Genomic DNA, 16356 nt, shown 5'->3' with positions numbered 1-16356 from the left:
GAAAGCACCCAGCACCAGAAGGTGCATGAAGGCATATATCGGCATGTGCTGGGACACCGCAGCCGATTTTCACCCTTGTCCGCCAGCATCTCGATATCCTGTCTTCCAGCCCCTCTTCACGTTCCCGCCCTTGAAAGGCCGCAATGATGCGTCCAGACCCGCCATTACCACCACCATCGTCAACGACACCGCCGCCCCCATCCCGCCCGCACCGTCGTCGCCGTCGTTCCGATTGCGCGAAACCGGGCCAGTACCTCGGGGAGGACATTCACCCGCTCCAGCACGCAGCCGGATTTACGTTGTCCAAGTCGGGCACCGGCACCCCGTTCGAGCGCATCAGCTCCCGCGAGGGCCTGGAGGACGGCTGGCGCATGGTCCTCGCCAAGGACGCCTCCGACGGCATCCTGCAAAAGAAGACCAAGGAGTTCGCCGAGCATCTCGATGACTTCCTCACCGAGCTCTCCGAGTCCCTGCGCTCAGGAACCTACGAGCCCGACCCGCTCCTGAGCTTCGGCATCCCTAAGGGCACCTCCGGGGAGGTCCGCACCCTGCACATCCCCTCCATCCGGGACCGGGTCGTCGAGCGCGCGGTCGTCAACACGATCACCCACAGGGCCGACCTCACCATGTCCCCATGCTCCTTCGCCTACCGGACCGGTATCGGCACCGACGACGCCGTCGACCACCTCGCCAGGCTGCGGGACGCAGGCTACTGCTACGTCCTGCGCACCGACATCGAGGACTACTTCCCCAACCTCAACATCGAGGACGCCCTGGCCACCCTCTCCCCCATCACCGGCTGCCCGCGCACCATCGACCTCATCAGGCTCATTGCCCGGCCACGGCGCGCCAGGGGCGAGCGGCGTACCCGCAACCGCGGCATCGCCCAGGGCTCCTGCCTGTCCCCGCTCCTGGCCAACCTGGCCCTGACCGACGTCGACCGGGCCATGGGCGACGCGGGCTACGGCTACGCCCGCTTCGCCGATGACATCGTCATCTGCAGCCCCCATGAACCCGACCTGCTGGAGGCCCTCGAGCTCCTCGACACCCTCCTGACGCCCAGAGGACTCCGACTCAACCAGGAGAAAACCGCCATGACCAGCTTCGATGAGGGCTTCTGCTACCTGGGCACGGACTTCTCCCGCAGCTTCCCGCCCGTCGACCCCCGCCACGACATCAAGGGCCGTCCCGACCCGGACCAGGTGGTCTACGTCGGCCGCGACGGCGCCCGCGTCCACGTCAGCCAGAACCGTCTCATCGTCGACGGCGCCGACGGCCTGCCGCAGGTCTCCGTCCCCCGCCGGGCCGTCAGCCGGATCGTCCTCACCGGCGCCGTCGGGCTGTCATCCGGAGCCCGGTCCTGGGCGCTGTACAACGACATCGACGTCATCTTCCTCTCCCGCCACGGCGGCTACCTGGGCCAGCTCGCCGGCCCCCGCTCGACGGCCAGCGCCCGCCGGCTCCTGACCCAGGCGTCCTTCGCCACCGACGACGATGCCCGCCTCCCACTGGCGCGCGCCATCGTGCGCGCCAAGATGCGACACCAGGTCTCCGTGCTGCACCGCACCGGCCGGCGCAGCCGGGGAAGCGGCGTCGAGACGCCTTGCACCACCATTCGGCAGCTGGCCGACGACGCCAAGCAGGCCGCAGACGTCGACGAGCTCATGGGGCTGGAGGGCGCCGCCTCAACGGCATACTTCGGCTGCCTGTCCGGGCTGGTCCCACCGGACGTCGCCTTCGACGGCCGCAGCCGCCGTCCGCCCAAGGACCTGGCCAACGCCGCCCTCTCCTACGCCTACGCGATCCTGCTGGCCGAGTGCACGGGAGCTCTGCTGGCCGCCGGGCTCGAGCCCTCGCTCGGGGTGCTGCACGCCTCCACCGACAAGCGCCCCGGCCTCTCCCTGGCCCTCCTGCGCGACGGGCCCGCCTGGCGGCCGCGCTGGAGGGCTGGGGCTACCGGCTCCAGGAGTCCGTCTTCCAGCTGCGGCTGGAGCCCGCCGAGCTCGACGAGGTGCGCCGGCAGGTCACCGAGATCATCAACCAGGCCGACGACGTCATCCACCTCTACCCGCTGTGCGACTCCTGCCTGGCGCGCAGCGAGGTCCACGGGACCGCGCCCGCGCTCGACGACGCCGGGCTGTACCGAGGAGTGTGGTGAGCCTGCGGTACGCCGAGTACGCGCAGCTCACCAACGCACCCCGCCCGGCGACGACGCCCGTATCTTGTGCGACGATCAGTGCCGCCGGCCGTGGTGATGAGTGTTGCCGTGATGGCCGCCTTGGCGCCCTCCACGATGCTGCCGTCCCCCGTTGCGACGCTCGGGCTCAGGAACCTGAAGAAGCTTCGTGTCTCCGGCCCCGAACATGTCGACCGGGCTCAAGCCGCATTTAGGATCTCCGTAGCGATCGACCTTGTTGTTCTCCTGGTTCTCATTGAGCAGCATGTGACGGACAGGCCTGCCGTCCGAGTACCCGAAGGACGCGCGTTGGAGAGCCTGAACCCACGGCAAGGCGGCCGGGTTGATCTTCAGCGCGAAGTCCGCAGGACGATGCACCGTCTCACTGACGCCCAAGCAGCCTGACAGGTTCTGATATGCCTCAGAGAGATCATTCTCACCGCCCACATTCACGGCTCGAAGCCCGTCCTTCGCCATGCGCACCTCAACGGCACCGAGACCCAATGGTTTACCAAGCCCGACGCGAAGATAGCCGGTCTTACTCTTTTCCGCGTTCTGCTCCGACGCCGGGACAAGATTCGCAGGTTCCAGCAACCAGACCAGGGCGGCGAGCTCGTTGCGAGACAGGTTCTCAAACCGCATCCGGCACCGCAGGACGCTTCCGGGACGAATCCATGTCTTCACCACCGACTGAATCTGAAGATTCTCCCCTTGGGTCACTCCTTCCTGACGGGGAGCCCGCGTCGCTGACGCGGGGAACTCCTCCGAGCCCAGGATCGAGCGATGGATCGGGTGCACCGCCACACCAAGGTGTTGTCCGGACCTGAAATACTCTGAGCGCTGTAGAACCTTCCCCGCGTTCCGAGGAGTCCGACCATTCCTATCGGTCAGGAATCTGCGAGCAGAAGCCGGTTTAGGGGAGAGAAGAGGAGCAATGGGGGTCTCGTCTCGACTCAAGACAACGGAGGAGGTATCCACCTGCCCGAAGATGAGCCGCCCCCTGGCGGCAACGTCACCGTCTTCAGCGCCTTCGCGCGTGTCGGGGACGACGTACCCGAAGAGCCTGTCGGCGGCTGACGCCTCTGCGGCGGCCCCAAGTGGAGCAACACGCTGCTCCTCAGCAAGACTGCGGGGGCTCATGCAATACGAGCGGCGTCCCGCCATGGTCGGTACCAGCTCCTCCACGGCGGTCTCATCGTCGGAGAGGACGGCGTATGCCAGGGATCCCACGTGGAGGAGGGACTCGGAGTCCACACCTGTGAAGCGGTTCGGACGCATCCCGGGCTGGAGGTCGTTCTCCTCACGTTGCTGCGCATAGCTGTCGACGACTCCGCGATAGGCCTCAACGACACTCCGGTCCACTTCGAACCTTTCAGGGCTCTCAGAGAGATCGAAGAACACCCGTTCATCGTGCTTCCGAGGAAACACATCTGAGGCTTGATCTCCGTCCCTCGCTGTGCGATAGACGTAACCCGTCACATCATTGCGCTCACCCACGACGTCTATATCGTTCCGCACATTGAAGGCGCAGACGGGATTCCCCCGGCCGTCGTACAGGCCGACCACCTGCCAGTAGGCGTAATGACCTCCCCTTGGATGCAGGCACAGAGCCAGATCGCAACGCACCTTGTTCTCATGCCTCGTCATCGCACGGAACTGTGTCTCGTTGAATCCATGCCCACGTTGAGCATGCCCTCTTCCTCCGTCCTGGAGGGAGGCGGCGAGCATGATGGGGAACGGGCGATGATCGAACTGATCCTTGTACTCCACGTCCCCGTCCCCGGTGCTGCCGCGCAACAGCTCAACAATGATTCCCCCATCCTTGTCCTTCACCTCCACGACCCGTACCGGGACGAGGCGCAATGCGTCAGCGACATCCGCCCTGTAGGTGAGCGGCTTGGCATGCTCCTCGAACACTCTGAATCGGGACGCGGTCAGTACCTCATAGGCACGCGACAGCATTCCCTTGACCATCGTCCCCGGGAACACCACGCGCCCCTGCTGATCCGTGGGGATCTCGACCTGGGTGCCGCCGCCGGGGTTCTCTCTCTGCTCGCCGTAGACGAGAGGAGTCCTCACCGTCAGCTCCAGATCGATCGACCCCGACCAGCGCTCCAACAACAGGTGATCGTGCGCCGGGGGCTCCTGGTCCCCGAACAGATCGGCGGGCAGTGCCTTTCGATCCACAAGATCAAGGACTTTTGGTCTGAGAACCGGAATCCGGTTGACGGCGGAGTGGAACGGCTGGAACGAGGTCATGTCAGCCCCACCTTCCGGTCATGAGCTCGTCGGTGAATACGGTGTTTCCGTATGTCTCCTCCACGGTGAAGACCTCGATGCTGTCCATGACGTCGCCTTTCTCCCCGTGCTGGAGGTAGCTGTTGTCCCGAACCCAGCAGTCGCTGCCGCCCGGGACACTTTCGCAGGATTCCCCGACCACGATCTCAGCGGCCCCACTGCCGTTCAGCCACCGCAGCTCATGGGCCAGGACGCCGTCCTCGCCGGCGACGTTGCCGCCGTCGGTCTTCTTGCCCATCACCCGCCACAGGCGCAGCTCGAAGACCGTGTCAAGGTCGATCTCCTCCTCCCGGGAACCGGCCTGGCCGTCCCGCTCGATCAGGGTGGTGAGCCCGGAGGCCCCCGCCCTTCTCACCGAGTAGGCGCCGCTGGTCGTGTAGGCCACGCCGTTCATCTCGCCTCCCAGGTCCTCGGCGCGTTCAAGAACCCGTTGAAGCCCAGCGCCCCCGGGCTGCTCCGCTCCCGCGCCGGGCATGTCCTTCCAAACGGCCTCTCGCAACGGCTCCGGCTCCCACGTCTTCTCAGGCATCCCGCTCCTCCTTGTCCTCAAGCGGCCTCTCGCTGCTGCCCACCAGGTAGGAGGACCATCCCTCCCAGCCGGCTCCGGCCCTCGGATTCCTCTCGATCCCGGAGCTCACGTCCCTGAGCCCCTTCAGAATCCGCCGAGGAAGCGACTCGCCAGCACCGTCCTCCGCCTTGAGTGCCCAGTCCTCGATCCCCAGACCCTTTCCGCCGGTCACGGCCATGGCCTTGACCTCGACCTGCCCCATGCCCCGGGTGCCGCGGCTCCCCAGCGGGAGCGTCCCGGCGGCCAGCTCGGCGAGCACCAGCCCCAGGAGGCAGAAGGCGGCGCGACTGCGGTCCTCGCCCCGGCTGCCCTCCTGCCCGCCCGGTTCCTCCAGGCCCGCCCGCGCGTTGGTCAGAAACCGGTCGAGGTCGATCTCCAGGACAATGCTGTTCCAGGTGGAGTCGTAGACCTCCTCGCTGTAGAGCAACCCGTCCGCAACGCCGCCGGTCCACCGGTCGCCGGCGTTGTGCGTGACCTTGCGGCTCGGGCCGTCCTCAGCGGCGAGCGTGTCGAGGACCGTCAGCGCACCGCGGTGCGTCGTCGAGCCGAACAGGTCCCGCACCAGGCTCGGATCCTGCGCGAGCTGCTCATGGACGCCGGCGCCCGACCAGTCGGCCCCCGTGCTCGGGTCCTTCTTCGCCAGCAGGATGGTGCGGGCGATCCGCGTCGCCCGGGTCCGCAGCGCGCCGCGGACGGAGCTTCCGGGCAGCACGATCGGGTCGGTCTCCTCCGGGCCGGCGCGCAGGGGGCGGGCCGGCTTCGTCTCCTCAGAGTCCGCGCCCTCCGGCGCTCCGTCTGCGGCCCCGGCGTCGGCCCCCTCCCCGGGACCGTCTTTCTGAGGCTCGGCCACGAGGATCCCGGAAGGGCTGTCCCAGGTGATCTCGATCCGCATCCGGCCGCTGCCCCCGCAGTCCACGGGGGCGACGTCGACCGAGCGCCCGCCGGCACCGGAGAGCCACTCCTCCAGGCCCACCCGGCTGCCCGGCTCCGCCTTGGTGAGGGTCCAGGCCTTCTTCGAGTCGCTGAGCGTGACTCTCCCCCACCCGGCGTTCTGCCGGCCGCCGAAGGCGACCCTGCCGTCCTTGATGAGCCCGATGATGAGCGCGAAGAGCTTCTCGACCTGCTCCGGCCCGGGCGGGGCGACATCGCCCTGAGGCACCTCGACGCCGTCGGGCAGCCCGGCCTCCGCGGTGATGGTCAGGGCGAGCTCCTTGCCGCGGGGCAGGTACTCGTGCTCGAACAGCGCGGTATCGCCGGCCGAGCCCCAGTACCGGTCGATGGCGTTGCCCATCCGGGTCGGGAGCATGACCTTGCGCTCCTCATCCCCTTCATAGCCCTCGGTGGGCAGCTCGACCGTGTGCACGGTGATCGCCGAGGCCCGCAGCGGTGCCGCCGAGCCGGCCCCGCGCGTTCCGTCATCGCCCCACAGCTGCTGCAGCTCGCGTTCGGCCAGTCCGACGGCGTCGCCGTGCTCCTCGAGGAATCGCTGGCAGGCCGCTCGCAGGGCACCCTTGACGGAGCGCCCGGTGAGGACCGGCCGGCCGCGGCCGTCGCGGGCGAATCGCCGGGCGACGGTGGTCCTATCCTCTGGGTCGCGCCTGCGGTCGACCACCTCGTCGACGCCTCCCGAGTGGAGGGGCGCGTCCGTCACCAGGTGGACGGTGAGCTCATAGCGGGTCACTCTCATCGCTGAGCCTCCTCCGATGCCGCAGCACCATCAGCAGTCGGTGCGAGGTCCTCCCCGTGAAGGCTCCTCAGTGTGAACGTCTCCTTCTCCAGCAGGGGATGCCCGACGACGAACCGCCCGAAGCCCTGCGCCCGCAGCTCCCCGATGCCGACGGCCGCCAGGGCGGCCAGCTTCTCCGGGGCGGTGGTTCTCACCTTGAGGACCGAGCCGGCCTGGATGGCCATGCGGGTGGCCCGGGGCTGGTGGCTCGCCGCGGACCAGGAGTCCACGCGCCGGTGCCTGACCCCGGCGTTGAAGCACGTCCCGTCCGCCTCGGCGAGCTCAATGGGGGCGCCGGCCCGCTCGAAGGCGGCGAGCAGGTCGGTCAGGCTCCCGCCCGGGCCGAGCCGGGCTGAGCGGGCCAGTACGTCGGAGGTGAACCAGATCGTCGTGTCCTCGGCGTCGACCACCTGGGGCGCCGGGCTCGGCGCGAAGGCCGAGAGGGTGCACTCGGTCTCCCCGAAGGTGCCGCTGAGGCGACGCGCCCCGAGGCGGGCCCGGTGCCCGGTGCCGGCGAGGGCCTCCAGCTGCTCACCGATCCGCTGGTACAGGCGGGTCGAGACCGTCACCGTCGTCTGGAGGCTCAGGCCCGCCGGGAGCGCCCGCACCAGGTAGAGCCGGCCGTCCCTGGCCGCCCCGGTGGCGGCGTCGTGCGCCGTGGACTGCCGCCCGATGAGCGCCGGGGCGCCCTTCGCGCCGGCGGCCGGGAAGACGTATCCGTCGCGCAGCGGCTTGTGGACCTCGCGCTCGGGCTCCTTAGCGCGCATCCGGTTGCAGACGCGCATCTCCTTCTCGCCCTCGCCCTCAGCCGTCTGGGGCTCCTGGCTCTCGGCTCCTTGGCCGACCTTGGGGCTGGAGAACACCAGGGGCATCGGCAGCCCGCGCTCCCCCTGGTAGGAGACGACGCCGTCGGAGACGAGCAGCTCCCCGTTGACGACGGCGTCGCGGACCTCCTGGACGAGGGCCTCCGATGCGCCGGGGGCCTGGGCGACGGTGCGCGTGATGAGCCGGTGCGCCCAGGGCAGCAGCACGGTGCCGCGCAGGAAGTCCAGGGAGCGGATCTCGTTGGACATGGGGACCTCGTAGGAGACCACCGGGGTTCGCAGGTCGATCGTCAGGGTCGCCTCGTGGAAGGTGCCGGTAGCGGTGGATGCACGGCTCGCCTGAAGGACCGGGGCCGCCGCAGCGGCAGCGTCCGCCGCGGGGACCTGCGGGGCGCCGCGCCCCTTCCACCTGCCCAGCTGTGTGCGGCACCAGTCCTTGACGGCCCGGGCGTCACCGGGCTCGTGGTCGGCGTGGATGAGGACGTCGCAGACGCCGTCGCCGGCCGCCCGGTTAGAGCCGATTGCGCGCACCAGCAAGCCCGAGAGGGCCAGGAGGAGCTCGGCGGCGTCGCGCTGCTCGTCGCTCCAGGTCAGGGGGCCTCCGTCCCTGTCGACGTCGGACAGGGTGACCTCGCCGCGCAGCCGGCAGGCGCCGGCGCGTTCGAAGATCCTCAGGAAGTCCTCGCGCGCCGTGCCGGTCCTCTCGTCGATGGACAGGGAGACGACCTCGTGGATGAGGTCGGCGGGGTCGGCCGGCGGGTCGATGAGCCCGGCGTCGGAGAAGGTGACGAGTCGCGGCGCCAGGTCGGAGCCGAACAGTGCGGAGGCGAAGGCGCGCCAGGAGCGGCCGGAGCCGTCGTCGAGTGCCTGGGCCGCGAGGAGCGACTGCTCCCGCACGACGCCGGCGAGCACGGTCGCGCGCACGATCGGCAGGCCGCGCTCGTCCTTCTCGACGACGGAGTCCACGCCGCCGGCGACGCCGGTTCCGGTGGTGACGCCCCAGTCGGAGTGGAAGGTGACCGACAGGGGGAAGGAGGTCGGGGATGAGGGGCTCATTCGGTGGCCTCCGATGCGGTGTTGGGGGCCTCCCCCAGGCTGGGGAGGGGGAGCTCGAAGAAGGAGGGCGGGAGGAGGTCGGAGAGCTCCAGGAGGTCGAACACGGCGCCCAGGCCGCCGAGCTCGGTGTCGATCCAGTCGCCGACATCCTCACGGGCCGCCTTCCACTCGTCACGGGCGCGACGGAGCGACGGAGTCTCCCGGTCCTCCTTCTCCTCAGGCGCCTCGGAGCCCGGAGTCTCGCGGTCCGCGGTCTCAGCGGTCGGAGCGTCCGTCGCGTCGTCGTCACGATGAGCGGCTCGTTCCCGCACGTCCGCGGACAGCAGGCCGCGGATGCGCGCCGCCCGGGTGCGTGGGAACGGTTCGGGGTCGGTCTCGTTCCGGCTCTCGGCGGTGCTGCCGAGAGGCACCCCCTTGAATCGGGCGACGCACCGGCAGGTCGCCTCCCAGGACTCGTGGCGAAGATCGTTCGTCGAGGAGTCGGCGGATGTGCTGTCCTCACCGTCGCCGGAGCCGGCGGCTCTGGAGCCGGCGCTGCAGGTGCACGGGGCCGACGGCGTCTCGTCGTTGAGCAGGCGAAAGGGACGGGTGGTGAAGCTCTCGTAGCCGCGTATGGCCTCGTCGGGGTCGAGGACCGTGGTGTCGAACAGGACGTGGTAGTCGAGCGTTGAGCACGGCGGCTGCGCCGTCTTGCCGACTTTCTTGGCGCGATCGACCAGCTTCTCGGCCAGCTCGTAGGCGATGTGGAAGGGGAAGTTGCGTTTGACGATGGCGACGCCGGCAGCGGCGGTCATGGGGCCGGTGTCCTGGCCCTCGGGCGGGGTGAGGCAGCGCAGGATCGGGTCGTTGCCGGTGGCCTCCTCGTAGTGGCGAAGGTAGGCGGCGGCGAAGGGCAGGGCGTAGTCGCCGCTGGTGATGACGGTGACGTCATCGCCACCGAGGATCACCGGGACGACCGGGATGGCGGTGTGCCGACGTCTGGGCTGGTCGTCATCATGTTCGGACAGCTCGTCGATTCGCGTCCATGCTGCGGCGAAGGCGTGCTCGACTGCGTTTTGCAGGCGCTCGTTGACCGCCAGGAGGAAACGACGCAGGGCGTCGGGGTCGTCGCGGTCGCAGCCGACCTCGGCTTTGAACACGCTTGGGGCGACGCGGTCCGTCGAGGACTCGAGATCCTTCATGATGCCGCCGACGCCGTTGCCGTCAATGTGGATGACGGCGACCTTGGACAGGAAGGAGTAGTCGCCGGAGTCGGTGTCCGAGTCAGCGGTGCTGCTGGCATCCGGGTTGGACTGGATGGCGTGCTCAAGCGGACGGAGCTCCTCTGCTCCCCGCGAGATGCTCTCCTCGGGTGACGGCCTGCCCTCATCACCCACCGGCTCGATGCCCTCAACGAAAACTTGGTGGAGCTTCTTGGCCAGCATCGTCGGGTCGCGGATGAGGAGCGTCTGCTTGTCTGAGAGGTCGGAACTGCGATTGACCCCCGTCTTCAGAAGATCGAGCCGTGCCTGGTACGCCCGGTAGCGCCGGACGCGCGAGGCCAGCGACAACGCGTCCTGGCGATCATCCTTGGCCTCGTCCCGAGTACCCAGCGGTGGGGATGCGGGCATGGAGGAGTCCTTGGCACGGGCGAGGAAGGGCAGCTGGGAGAAGCGCGCCTCGGCGGGCGGGCGTTGGAGGGCGTAGCGGGCTGCTTCCGCGTGGATGTCCTTGAGTGCGCTATCGGTGACGTAGGCGGTGTCAGAGTCTTGTGGGTTCGACGGCGCTGGCAGGGGGATGAAGACGCCGGAGACGTCCATGCCCGGCGCCTCAGCGAGGGCCTTGCGCGTCACGGCGCCGATGACGTCCTTGGCCTGTTGGGCTGAATCCACCAGGAAGATGACCTTGCCGGAGGACTTGGAGACCCACTGGGACTCGTGCGGTTCCCGGCCGTCGGGCAGTCCGCGAGCCGCGCACCAGGCTGCGGCCGCGCCAGTAGTGAGGAGCTCGTGCGCAGTCCATTGCTCGAGCTTGGTCAGCATGGAGGACGCTCCGACACTGTCTCGCAGCCGCGGCGAGGAGAAGATGAAGCGCTGATTCCCGTTGGTTTCAAGCATGACAAGGTGCATCGTCAACTCCGTTCGTACGGCGGCGCGGCTGTGGGCCCCGGGATAGTCTTACCAGACATCCGGTTGGCGTGGCGAGTGTTCACCCAGAACAATGACGTCCTTGACAAACATTGCCATGTGGGTTTACGGTTGCCGGTTTTCCCTGCCACCCCAACAACACGCGACAACATCCAACCTTGTAAAAACTCTGCGCACCTGCCGCGGGTGTGGCACTGTTACGGGGCAGGCGACCACCTCTCAACCAGCCCGCCGAGTAAGCAGTCAGTCTGCAGCAGAGCATGCTGATGCGAGCCTCATTTCCAGCACCTCAAGGGTGCGCCCGCACCATTCAAAGGAGAAGAGTCAATCATGCTGCTTGTTCATATCGCAGGCCATGCCGATCTCGGCGCGCCATCGCCCTTTGAAGATCCGGACGAGATCGGCCCATTAAGAGCAGAAGAACTCGAGAACTGCATGACGCCCCATGAGGCCGCACGGCGTCTCTTCGACCTCTCTTTCACTCGGACTCCGAGTCACGAAAACACGGACGCCGCGCATTCACCCCGCTCGGGAAGCGCCTTGCGAAAAGAGCTCAAAGCAGTTTCTCAGCTCTCGGCGGCTACGGGCACCGATGAAACCACCGAGGTACTCGTCATCGGGGTGGAAGGCGGAGACACGCCGACCGGCGGGCTCGCACGCACGCTCGTCCATGCGTTGAGAATCGCGTCCTTCGATGCGGCCGATCTCGCCGGGACAAGCGAGATCATCATTCACGATGCTTGTACCCTGCCGAGTCTGGCGGTGAGCCGCGAGAGCATCGAGCTGCTGGAGCGGTCGATCGGCGCACACGACGGGCACGTCCTGCTAGCCGTGGCGGGAGGGGCTACCGCAGTTCTCGCCGAGGCGGCCGGAGTTGCCGCAGCCACTCATCAGGATGAGTGGTCACTCGTGCTCGTCGACCGCGTCGAGGAAGGATCGGGCGGTCAGGCTCTCCCCCTGATCCCGATGTCGGTCGACGCCGACCCGTTGCGGGGCTGGCTCATGGGGCTCGGGCTGCCGACGGTTCTGGATGATATCTACGAACGATCCGATCGCATCGACGCGGAGGTGAGGAAGGCCGCCGACGCGGTTCGTCGGGTCATGGGCGAGCTGGATTCGGAGCCATCGGTCGAGGACTTCGCGCAGGTTCTTCAAGCAGATGTCGCCCGCGGCGACCTTGCCGCCGCGATGACGCTACGATCCTGGGTGGTTGCAAATTATAAACATCTTCGAGACAAGCACCAGTATCGCGACGGCTCCCAGAAACTCAAGGACTCCAACCTTAAAGGCGAGCTGGGAAAGATTATCGGAAAACTCAAACGAAAGGAAAACGATCACCCCCTGGAGGAGCCGGAATCCTGGCTGGCAGCTCAAGGCGACCTGAACGACTTGGGAAAGTATGCGATGCACAACCTTGAGTCACCATTGAGGAGCCTCACCTCCAACAATCTCCAGGAGAGGATAGAGCAGGCGGTCGGGGAGCCTCCGGAATGGTTGTCAGTGCCGTCCGGTGACGTATGCCTGTTGACCGCCCAGGGAAGAGCAGCCCACAGCACGCCCCTCACCTCCGGCGCGGACGCACCTGGCAGAAACAGCCGAGAGCCTGTCATCGCCTCCCTTCTCACTTCGGAACCGAGTGATTCCGTACGGCAAGCATGTGCCGTTCACGGGCCGTTCACACTGAGTGCCTTCATCGCGTGCTCCAGCTCGAGCCTCAGCGAGGGGGAACGAGTGCTGAAGGAGGTAAAGCACGGAGGACACTCGACCTCATACTCACCCTGGAACTTGGACGAGGCCTCCAGCAAAGTCCACGACTACGGGGAGTCGATCACTCGGCCCGGAGTCTCTTCGGAGACCATATCTTCAACGATGAAGGAGCTGAGCAGAGCCGCGGAGCACTGGCTTGGGGAACGCACAGCGCGGCCCCGCGCCGTTGTCGTGACAGTCCTGGGAGAGAAGGCGGCCGCCATCAGCTTGCTCCATGCGGCTCAGGCCTTCGGAGCGAAGCACGGAGTTCCCGTATTCCTCTTGTCAATGGTCAACAGCAAGGACGCCGGGTCAGGCGAGTCGAAGGAATCCGTTCAGTTTCACCAGCTGGGCCTTGACCGTGACGTTCGCCAGGCACTCCTGGAAGCAACCACATACTGCCTCAACCGTTTCGACCTGCTATCCGCCAGCCGGCTCCTCTCCTTGGGCGACCCAGCGATGGAGGTTCTTTCCAACGAGGCCACCACGTTGGCGGACCGACTCATCGAGGCCGTGAACACGAATGATCTCGACGGCGTATCCAGCACCGTCTTGGGCGCCATGAACGCAGTGGCGGACTTGGTGGACACAGTTCCTTCGGACGCTCAGGCACGGCTCACCACTATCGTTGGCGAGCTGCTGAGGACGCCAGACGAAAGGCATCGGGACCCCAATTTCAAGGCCCCTGTTGCACTCGCCTGCGCGTCCCCGGACTTCGATCAGGGAAGCGATTACAGGAAGACGTTGAAGCAGCTCGAATCCGAGTCCTCGGAAAGCCTTCTCCGCCTGCTTATTCGGGTACGCAACAAGATTCCCATCAATCATGGCAGGAACACTCTTGACGTTGCGACTGAGCTCTCTCTTCAAAACTTTTCGGACGGAAACCGGTACACCTACCCGGTTCTTCTACGGCGGGCGATTGCCGCAGTGGGGAGTAAGCACGGGGCGAGGGCTGGGGACTGGGGCCATCGTTTTCATTCACTTCGAGACCAGGTGGAGGCGCTGGGGAAGACCGGCTACGGGGAGAAGCCGTGACCGGCACCGGCCCACAGTGCGCCTGCGACCCTCCGCAGCGCCTCGTCAATCTCACGCCGCATGACGTCGTCCTCGACCTCGTTGCGGGGAAGCGGCTGCGCATCCCCTCATCCGGGGTGGTGCCGCGTCTTGTCCTGTCCGGGGACCGGTTGGAGACGCTTCACGTCGTCGATCCCTCGCGCCCCGAGGACTCACCGACGGCAACTCATGCCGTGCCCCTCGTTGTGGGCACGGTGCTTCACGGCGTCGATCCTCCTCTGCCCGCTCCCCGGCCGGGCACGGTGTACATCACGAGCCGTACACTTGCCGAGCACTTCGCCGAGCGGGCTGATCTTGTCTGGCCCGACGACCTCGTCCGCGACGCGCAGGGGCGTGTCATCGCAGCACGTCGGCTCGCCTCCCACGGGGAGGCTCCTCACACCACCTCGAGTCGAGTCGGAGGCAGGCCCGATGAGTCAGATTGATGAGCGCACGCCGACGGACCTCATGGTGATCGATGCCGAGGATGACAACGCCTTGCGCGCCGTCGTCGTCGTTCCGTGGGAGCTGCCCGGACGGTGGGAGCAGTGGCGACGCCTCTTCGCCCCGGGCCCGGTACCGATCACGGGAGGAGTGGGCCGGACCGTTTTCGATGGGGCATCTCGCCGGCTGCGCGAGCCGGTGAGGAAACGGATGCTCTCCGCTGAGCACCGCGGCCACTATGTCTACGAGGAGCTCTCACCCGTATTCGTCAGTGAGAAGAACCGGACCAGCCACGGTGCCGCTCCTCTCGCGGCCTTTGCGTGGGACGTTCTCAGAATCGAGACCGTGAGCGGCCCCTCCGGCAGGCACCCCGCCCGGGAGGCGGTAACGAAGGTGCTTATCGCCGTGCACCTGGTTCTGCGTGACCCGTCGAGCCCTCAGGCGTTCTCCTGGATCCGTAACCTCACGCAGGAGCCGAAGGGGAGGAAGGAGCTCGTCTATGAGGTGAGTCGAGTCCTCTCCCTCCTGTCCGGACACGGCCCGGACGACGTCGGCCACGGCTTCGGCGCCACTGACGTGAACGGTCGTGAGGATGTCGACCCCTACACGATCACCTACGTGCCGTACGACGTCGTCGCCTCGGAGCTGGGAGAGGGCTTCGAGCTGGACGACTCTGATGCGCGCACCGAGCAGGAGAGGGCTGCGGGCAGGCGATACCGGGGGCTCAGGCAGTCCGTCACCGAGCCCGGATCGGGTATGACGAGGGAACGCATCATCGTCAGTTCGTGGCGGTGGGGGCATCTTCCTCGGCGCACCGACGAGACCTTCCAGGATGGGCTCTTCGAGCAGCGTGCTCAGCAGCTCCACCGGCTGTCGCAGACTTGGGTGGCCTACGCAGGGTCCCATGGGTGCTCCTTCTGTCAGGTTCAGCAGGGAGGGTTCTTCCCGTTGGCCCAGGTTGAGGGGCGTTTCATTGAGGCGGTTCTGCTCATGCTGCTTCAGCGCTTCCGGGCCTCCTCGCTCATGGCTCGTCTGGCCGACGTTCAGCCGCGTGCCGCGGATGAGGTGGATCGTGTGATCGAGCTCGACTCGGAGGCGGTCGGGTTCGTCGTCTCCGAGCAGTGGACCATGATGACCGACGCCGACAGACAGCTCGACGCCTTCCTGACCTACCTGCTGGACACTTACCGGATTCCTCTACTGGTTGAGGAGGCCAGGGATCAGGCGCACAGGCTCCGCGAGAACGTACTGATGCGCATCGGCCGCGCCGACCAGAAGGCCGAGGAGGAGCGCGCCCGCTCCACACGGGTCATGGAGATCGCCTTGGCGGTTCTGACCTTCATCGGCCTGCCGCTGAGCGTGTTCCTGGAGATCTGGTCCAACTGGGAGGCCGCCAAGGGTATCGCGGTCCGCCACCAGCGCATCGGCGGCTGGGACGCGGGATGGGGGTGGATTCTTGGCTTCGGTCTTATCGGGTCGGTCCTCATCGGCGGTGGGATCTGGCTGCTCGTTGACAAGCTGGGCGGCCGGGTGGCTCGGCGTGGGAAACGCCCTTGACGCCGAGTCCAGAGCCCGGCTCCATCTCCACCGCAGTAGGTTGTGTCCACAGCCACAGTCCGGAACGTCGACCTTTTGGCTTGACGTCGTCGGAAGCTGGTGGCTGAAGGTGCCTGATGGGGCGTCGGTGGCGCTTGGCGTCAGGACGCCAAAAGGTGGTTAAATAGAGGAGGTGCCGGCCGGTCCCGCGGGGTGCTTGCGGAGCCGGTGGCGCTCCAGCCCCTGGAAACGGCGCAACGGCGCCACTCCGAGAGGCAGGGGTCAGAAAGCACCCAGCACCAGAAGGTGCATTAAGACTAGACATTTTGATGCACTCCTTAGTGCTAGTAGGTCAGAAAGCACCCAGCACCAGAAGGTGCATTAAGACCTCAAGGGCCAGGCCGAACCCAAATTCAGCGCGTTCAGTCAGAAAGCACCCAGCACCAGAAGGTGCATTAAGACTAACGACTGACACCCCGGGGCACCCGAGCATCAGCTGTCAGAAAGCACCCAGCACCAGAAGGTGCATTAAGACTTCCGGCGAACCATAGGCGTGTCGCTCGCTCTGGTCAGAAAGCACCCAGCACCAGAAGGTGCATTAAGACGACAGAATGTCAACAACGTCATTGTAGTCGTTGGCGTCAGAAAGCACCCAGCACCAGAAGGTGCATTAAGACGTCTGCGAGCCAGCGAACCCACTCTAGATCTTTGCCAGGTCAGAAAGCACCCAGCACCAGAAGGTGCATTAAGACAATTCGTTCAGCGATGGTGGACATGATAGGACCCGTCAGAAAGCACCCAGC

General features: G+C 66.6%; 9 protein-coding genes, 1 pseudogene and 1 CRISPR repeat array. Of the genes and pseudogenes, 5 read left to right on the top strand and 5 right to left on the bottom strand.

What is annotated here, in order from left to right:
• Positions 1–143: 143 nt before the first annotated feature.
• A pseudogene (cas1, locus tag BKH32_RS13220) lies at positions 144–1892 on the top strand (CRISPR-associated endonuclease Cas1); the annotation flags it as partial.
• Positions 1817–2158, top strand: a complete 342-nt coding sequence (gene cas2 / locus BKH32_RS14375; RefSeq protein WP_256691123.1) for a CRISPR-associated endonuclease Cas2 — start codon at positions 1817–1819, stop codon at positions 2156–2158. The pseudogene cas1 and the gene cas2, both read left to right, overlap by 76 nt.
• A 75-nt stretch (positions 2159–2233) precedes the next feature.
• Here the strand turns inward: cas2 and BKH32_RS05890 are convergent, their stop codons facing one another.
• From BKH32_RS05890 to BKH32_RS05870, 5 genes are read right to left on the bottom strand one after another with little or no spacing between them, the layout of a single operon-like run.
• Complete coding sequence (locus BKH32_RS05890) at positions 2234–4435, bottom strand: hypothetical protein (RefSeq protein WP_075249078.1); 2202 nt, start codon at positions 4433–4435, stop codon at positions 2234–2236.
• Position 4436: 1 nt separating this feature from the next.
• Positions 4437–5003 (bottom strand): hypothetical protein, encoded by a 567-nt coding sequence (locus BKH32_RS05885; protein WP_075249077.1) that lies wholly within the window; start codon positions 5001–5003, stop codon positions 4437–4439.
• Positions 4996–6729, bottom strand: coding sequence for an RAMP superfamily CRISPR-associated protein (locus BKH32_RS05880; protein ID WP_075249076.1), 1734 nt, complete (start codon positions 6727–6729; stop codon positions 4996–4998). The genes BKH32_RS05885 and BKH32_RS05880 overlap by 8 nt, the downstream gene beginning before the upstream one ends.
• Entirely contained in the window at positions 6726–8648 is a 1923-nt protein-coding gene (locus tag BKH32_RS05875) for an RAMP superfamily CRISPR-associated protein (protein WP_075249075.1), read from the bottom strand. The genes BKH32_RS05880 and BKH32_RS05875 overlap by 4 nt, the downstream gene beginning before the upstream one ends.
• The gene (locus tag BKH32_RS05870; RefSeq protein ID WP_075249074.1) at positions 8645–10756 is read right to left on the bottom strand and encodes a Cas10/Cmr2 second palm domain-containing protein; all 2112 of its coding nucleotides are present in this window, start codon (positions 10754–10756) and stop codon (positions 8645–8647) included. The genes BKH32_RS05875 and BKH32_RS05870 overlap by 4 nt, the downstream gene beginning before the upstream one ends.
• Positions 10757–11104: 348 nt before the next feature.
• Between BKH32_RS05870 and BKH32_RS05865 the strand changes: the two genes are divergently transcribed.
• Genes BKH32_RS05865 through BKH32_RS05855 form a run of 3 tightly spaced genes read left to right on the top strand, consistent with a single transcriptional unit; the run spans position 11105 to position 15574 of the window.
• Entirely contained in the window at positions 11105–13555 is a 2451-nt protein-coding gene (locus BKH32_RS05865) for a hypothetical protein (protein ID WP_075249073.1), read from the top strand.
• Entirely contained in the window at positions 13552–14019 is a 468-nt protein-coding gene (locus BKH32_RS13900) for a hypothetical protein (RefSeq protein ID WP_075249072.1), read from the top strand. The genes BKH32_RS05865 and BKH32_RS13900 overlap by 4 nt, the downstream gene beginning before the upstream one ends.
• Entirely contained in the window at positions 14006–15574 is a 1569-nt protein-coding gene (locus tag BKH32_RS05855) for a hypothetical protein (RefSeq protein WP_075249071.1), read from the top strand. Before BKH32_RS13900 ends, BKH32_RS05855 begins: the two co-directional genes overlap by 14 nt.
• 260 nt (positions 15575–15834) lie before the next feature.
• A CRISPR array of direct repeats spans positions 15835–16305; the repeat unit is 37 nt; unit sequence GTCAGAAAGCACCCAGCACCAGAAGGTGCATTAAGAC.
• Positions 16306–16356: the final 51 nt, after the last annotated feature.

Source organism: Actinomyces oris, from assembly GCF_001929375.1.
Classification (GTDB): domain Bacteria; phylum Actinomycetota; class Actinomycetes; order Actinomycetales; family Actinomycetaceae; genus Actinomyces; species Actinomyces oris_B.
This window is presented reverse-complemented; position numbering and strand designations above follow the sequence as displayed.

What these genes read in the sequence shown, in the direction of transcription:
- BKH32_RS05890 (WP_075249078.1), bottom strand. Translation starts at nt 4,435, where the DNA reads ATGACCTCGTTCCAGCCGTTCCACTCCGCCGTCAACCGGATTCCGGTT.
- BKH32_RS05885 (WP_075249077.1), bottom strand. Translation starts at nt 5,003, where the DNA reads ATGCCTGAGAAGACGTGGGAGCCGGAGCCGTTGCGAGAGGCCGTTTGG.
- BKH32_RS05880 (WP_075249076.1), bottom strand. Translation starts at nt 6,729, where the DNA reads ATGAGAGTGACCCGCTATGAGCTCACCGTCCACCTGGTGACGGACGCG.
- BKH32_RS05875 (WP_075249075.1), bottom strand. Translation starts at nt 8,648, where the DNA reads ATGAGCCCCTCATCCCCGACCTCCTTCCCCCTGTCGGTCACCTTCCAC.
- BKH32_RS05870 (WP_075249074.1), bottom strand. Translation starts at nt 10,756, where the DNA reads ATGCACCTTGTCATGCTTGAAACCAACGGGAATCAGCGCTTCATCTTC.
- BKH32_RS05865 (WP_075249073.1), top strand. Translation starts at nt 11,105, where the DNA reads ATGCTGCTTGTTCATATCGCAGGCCATGCCGATCTCGGCGCGCCATCG.
- BKH32_RS05855 (WP_075249071.1), top strand. Translation starts at nt 14,006, where the DNA reads ATGAGTCAGATTGATGAGCGCACGCCGACGGACCTCATGGTGATCGAT.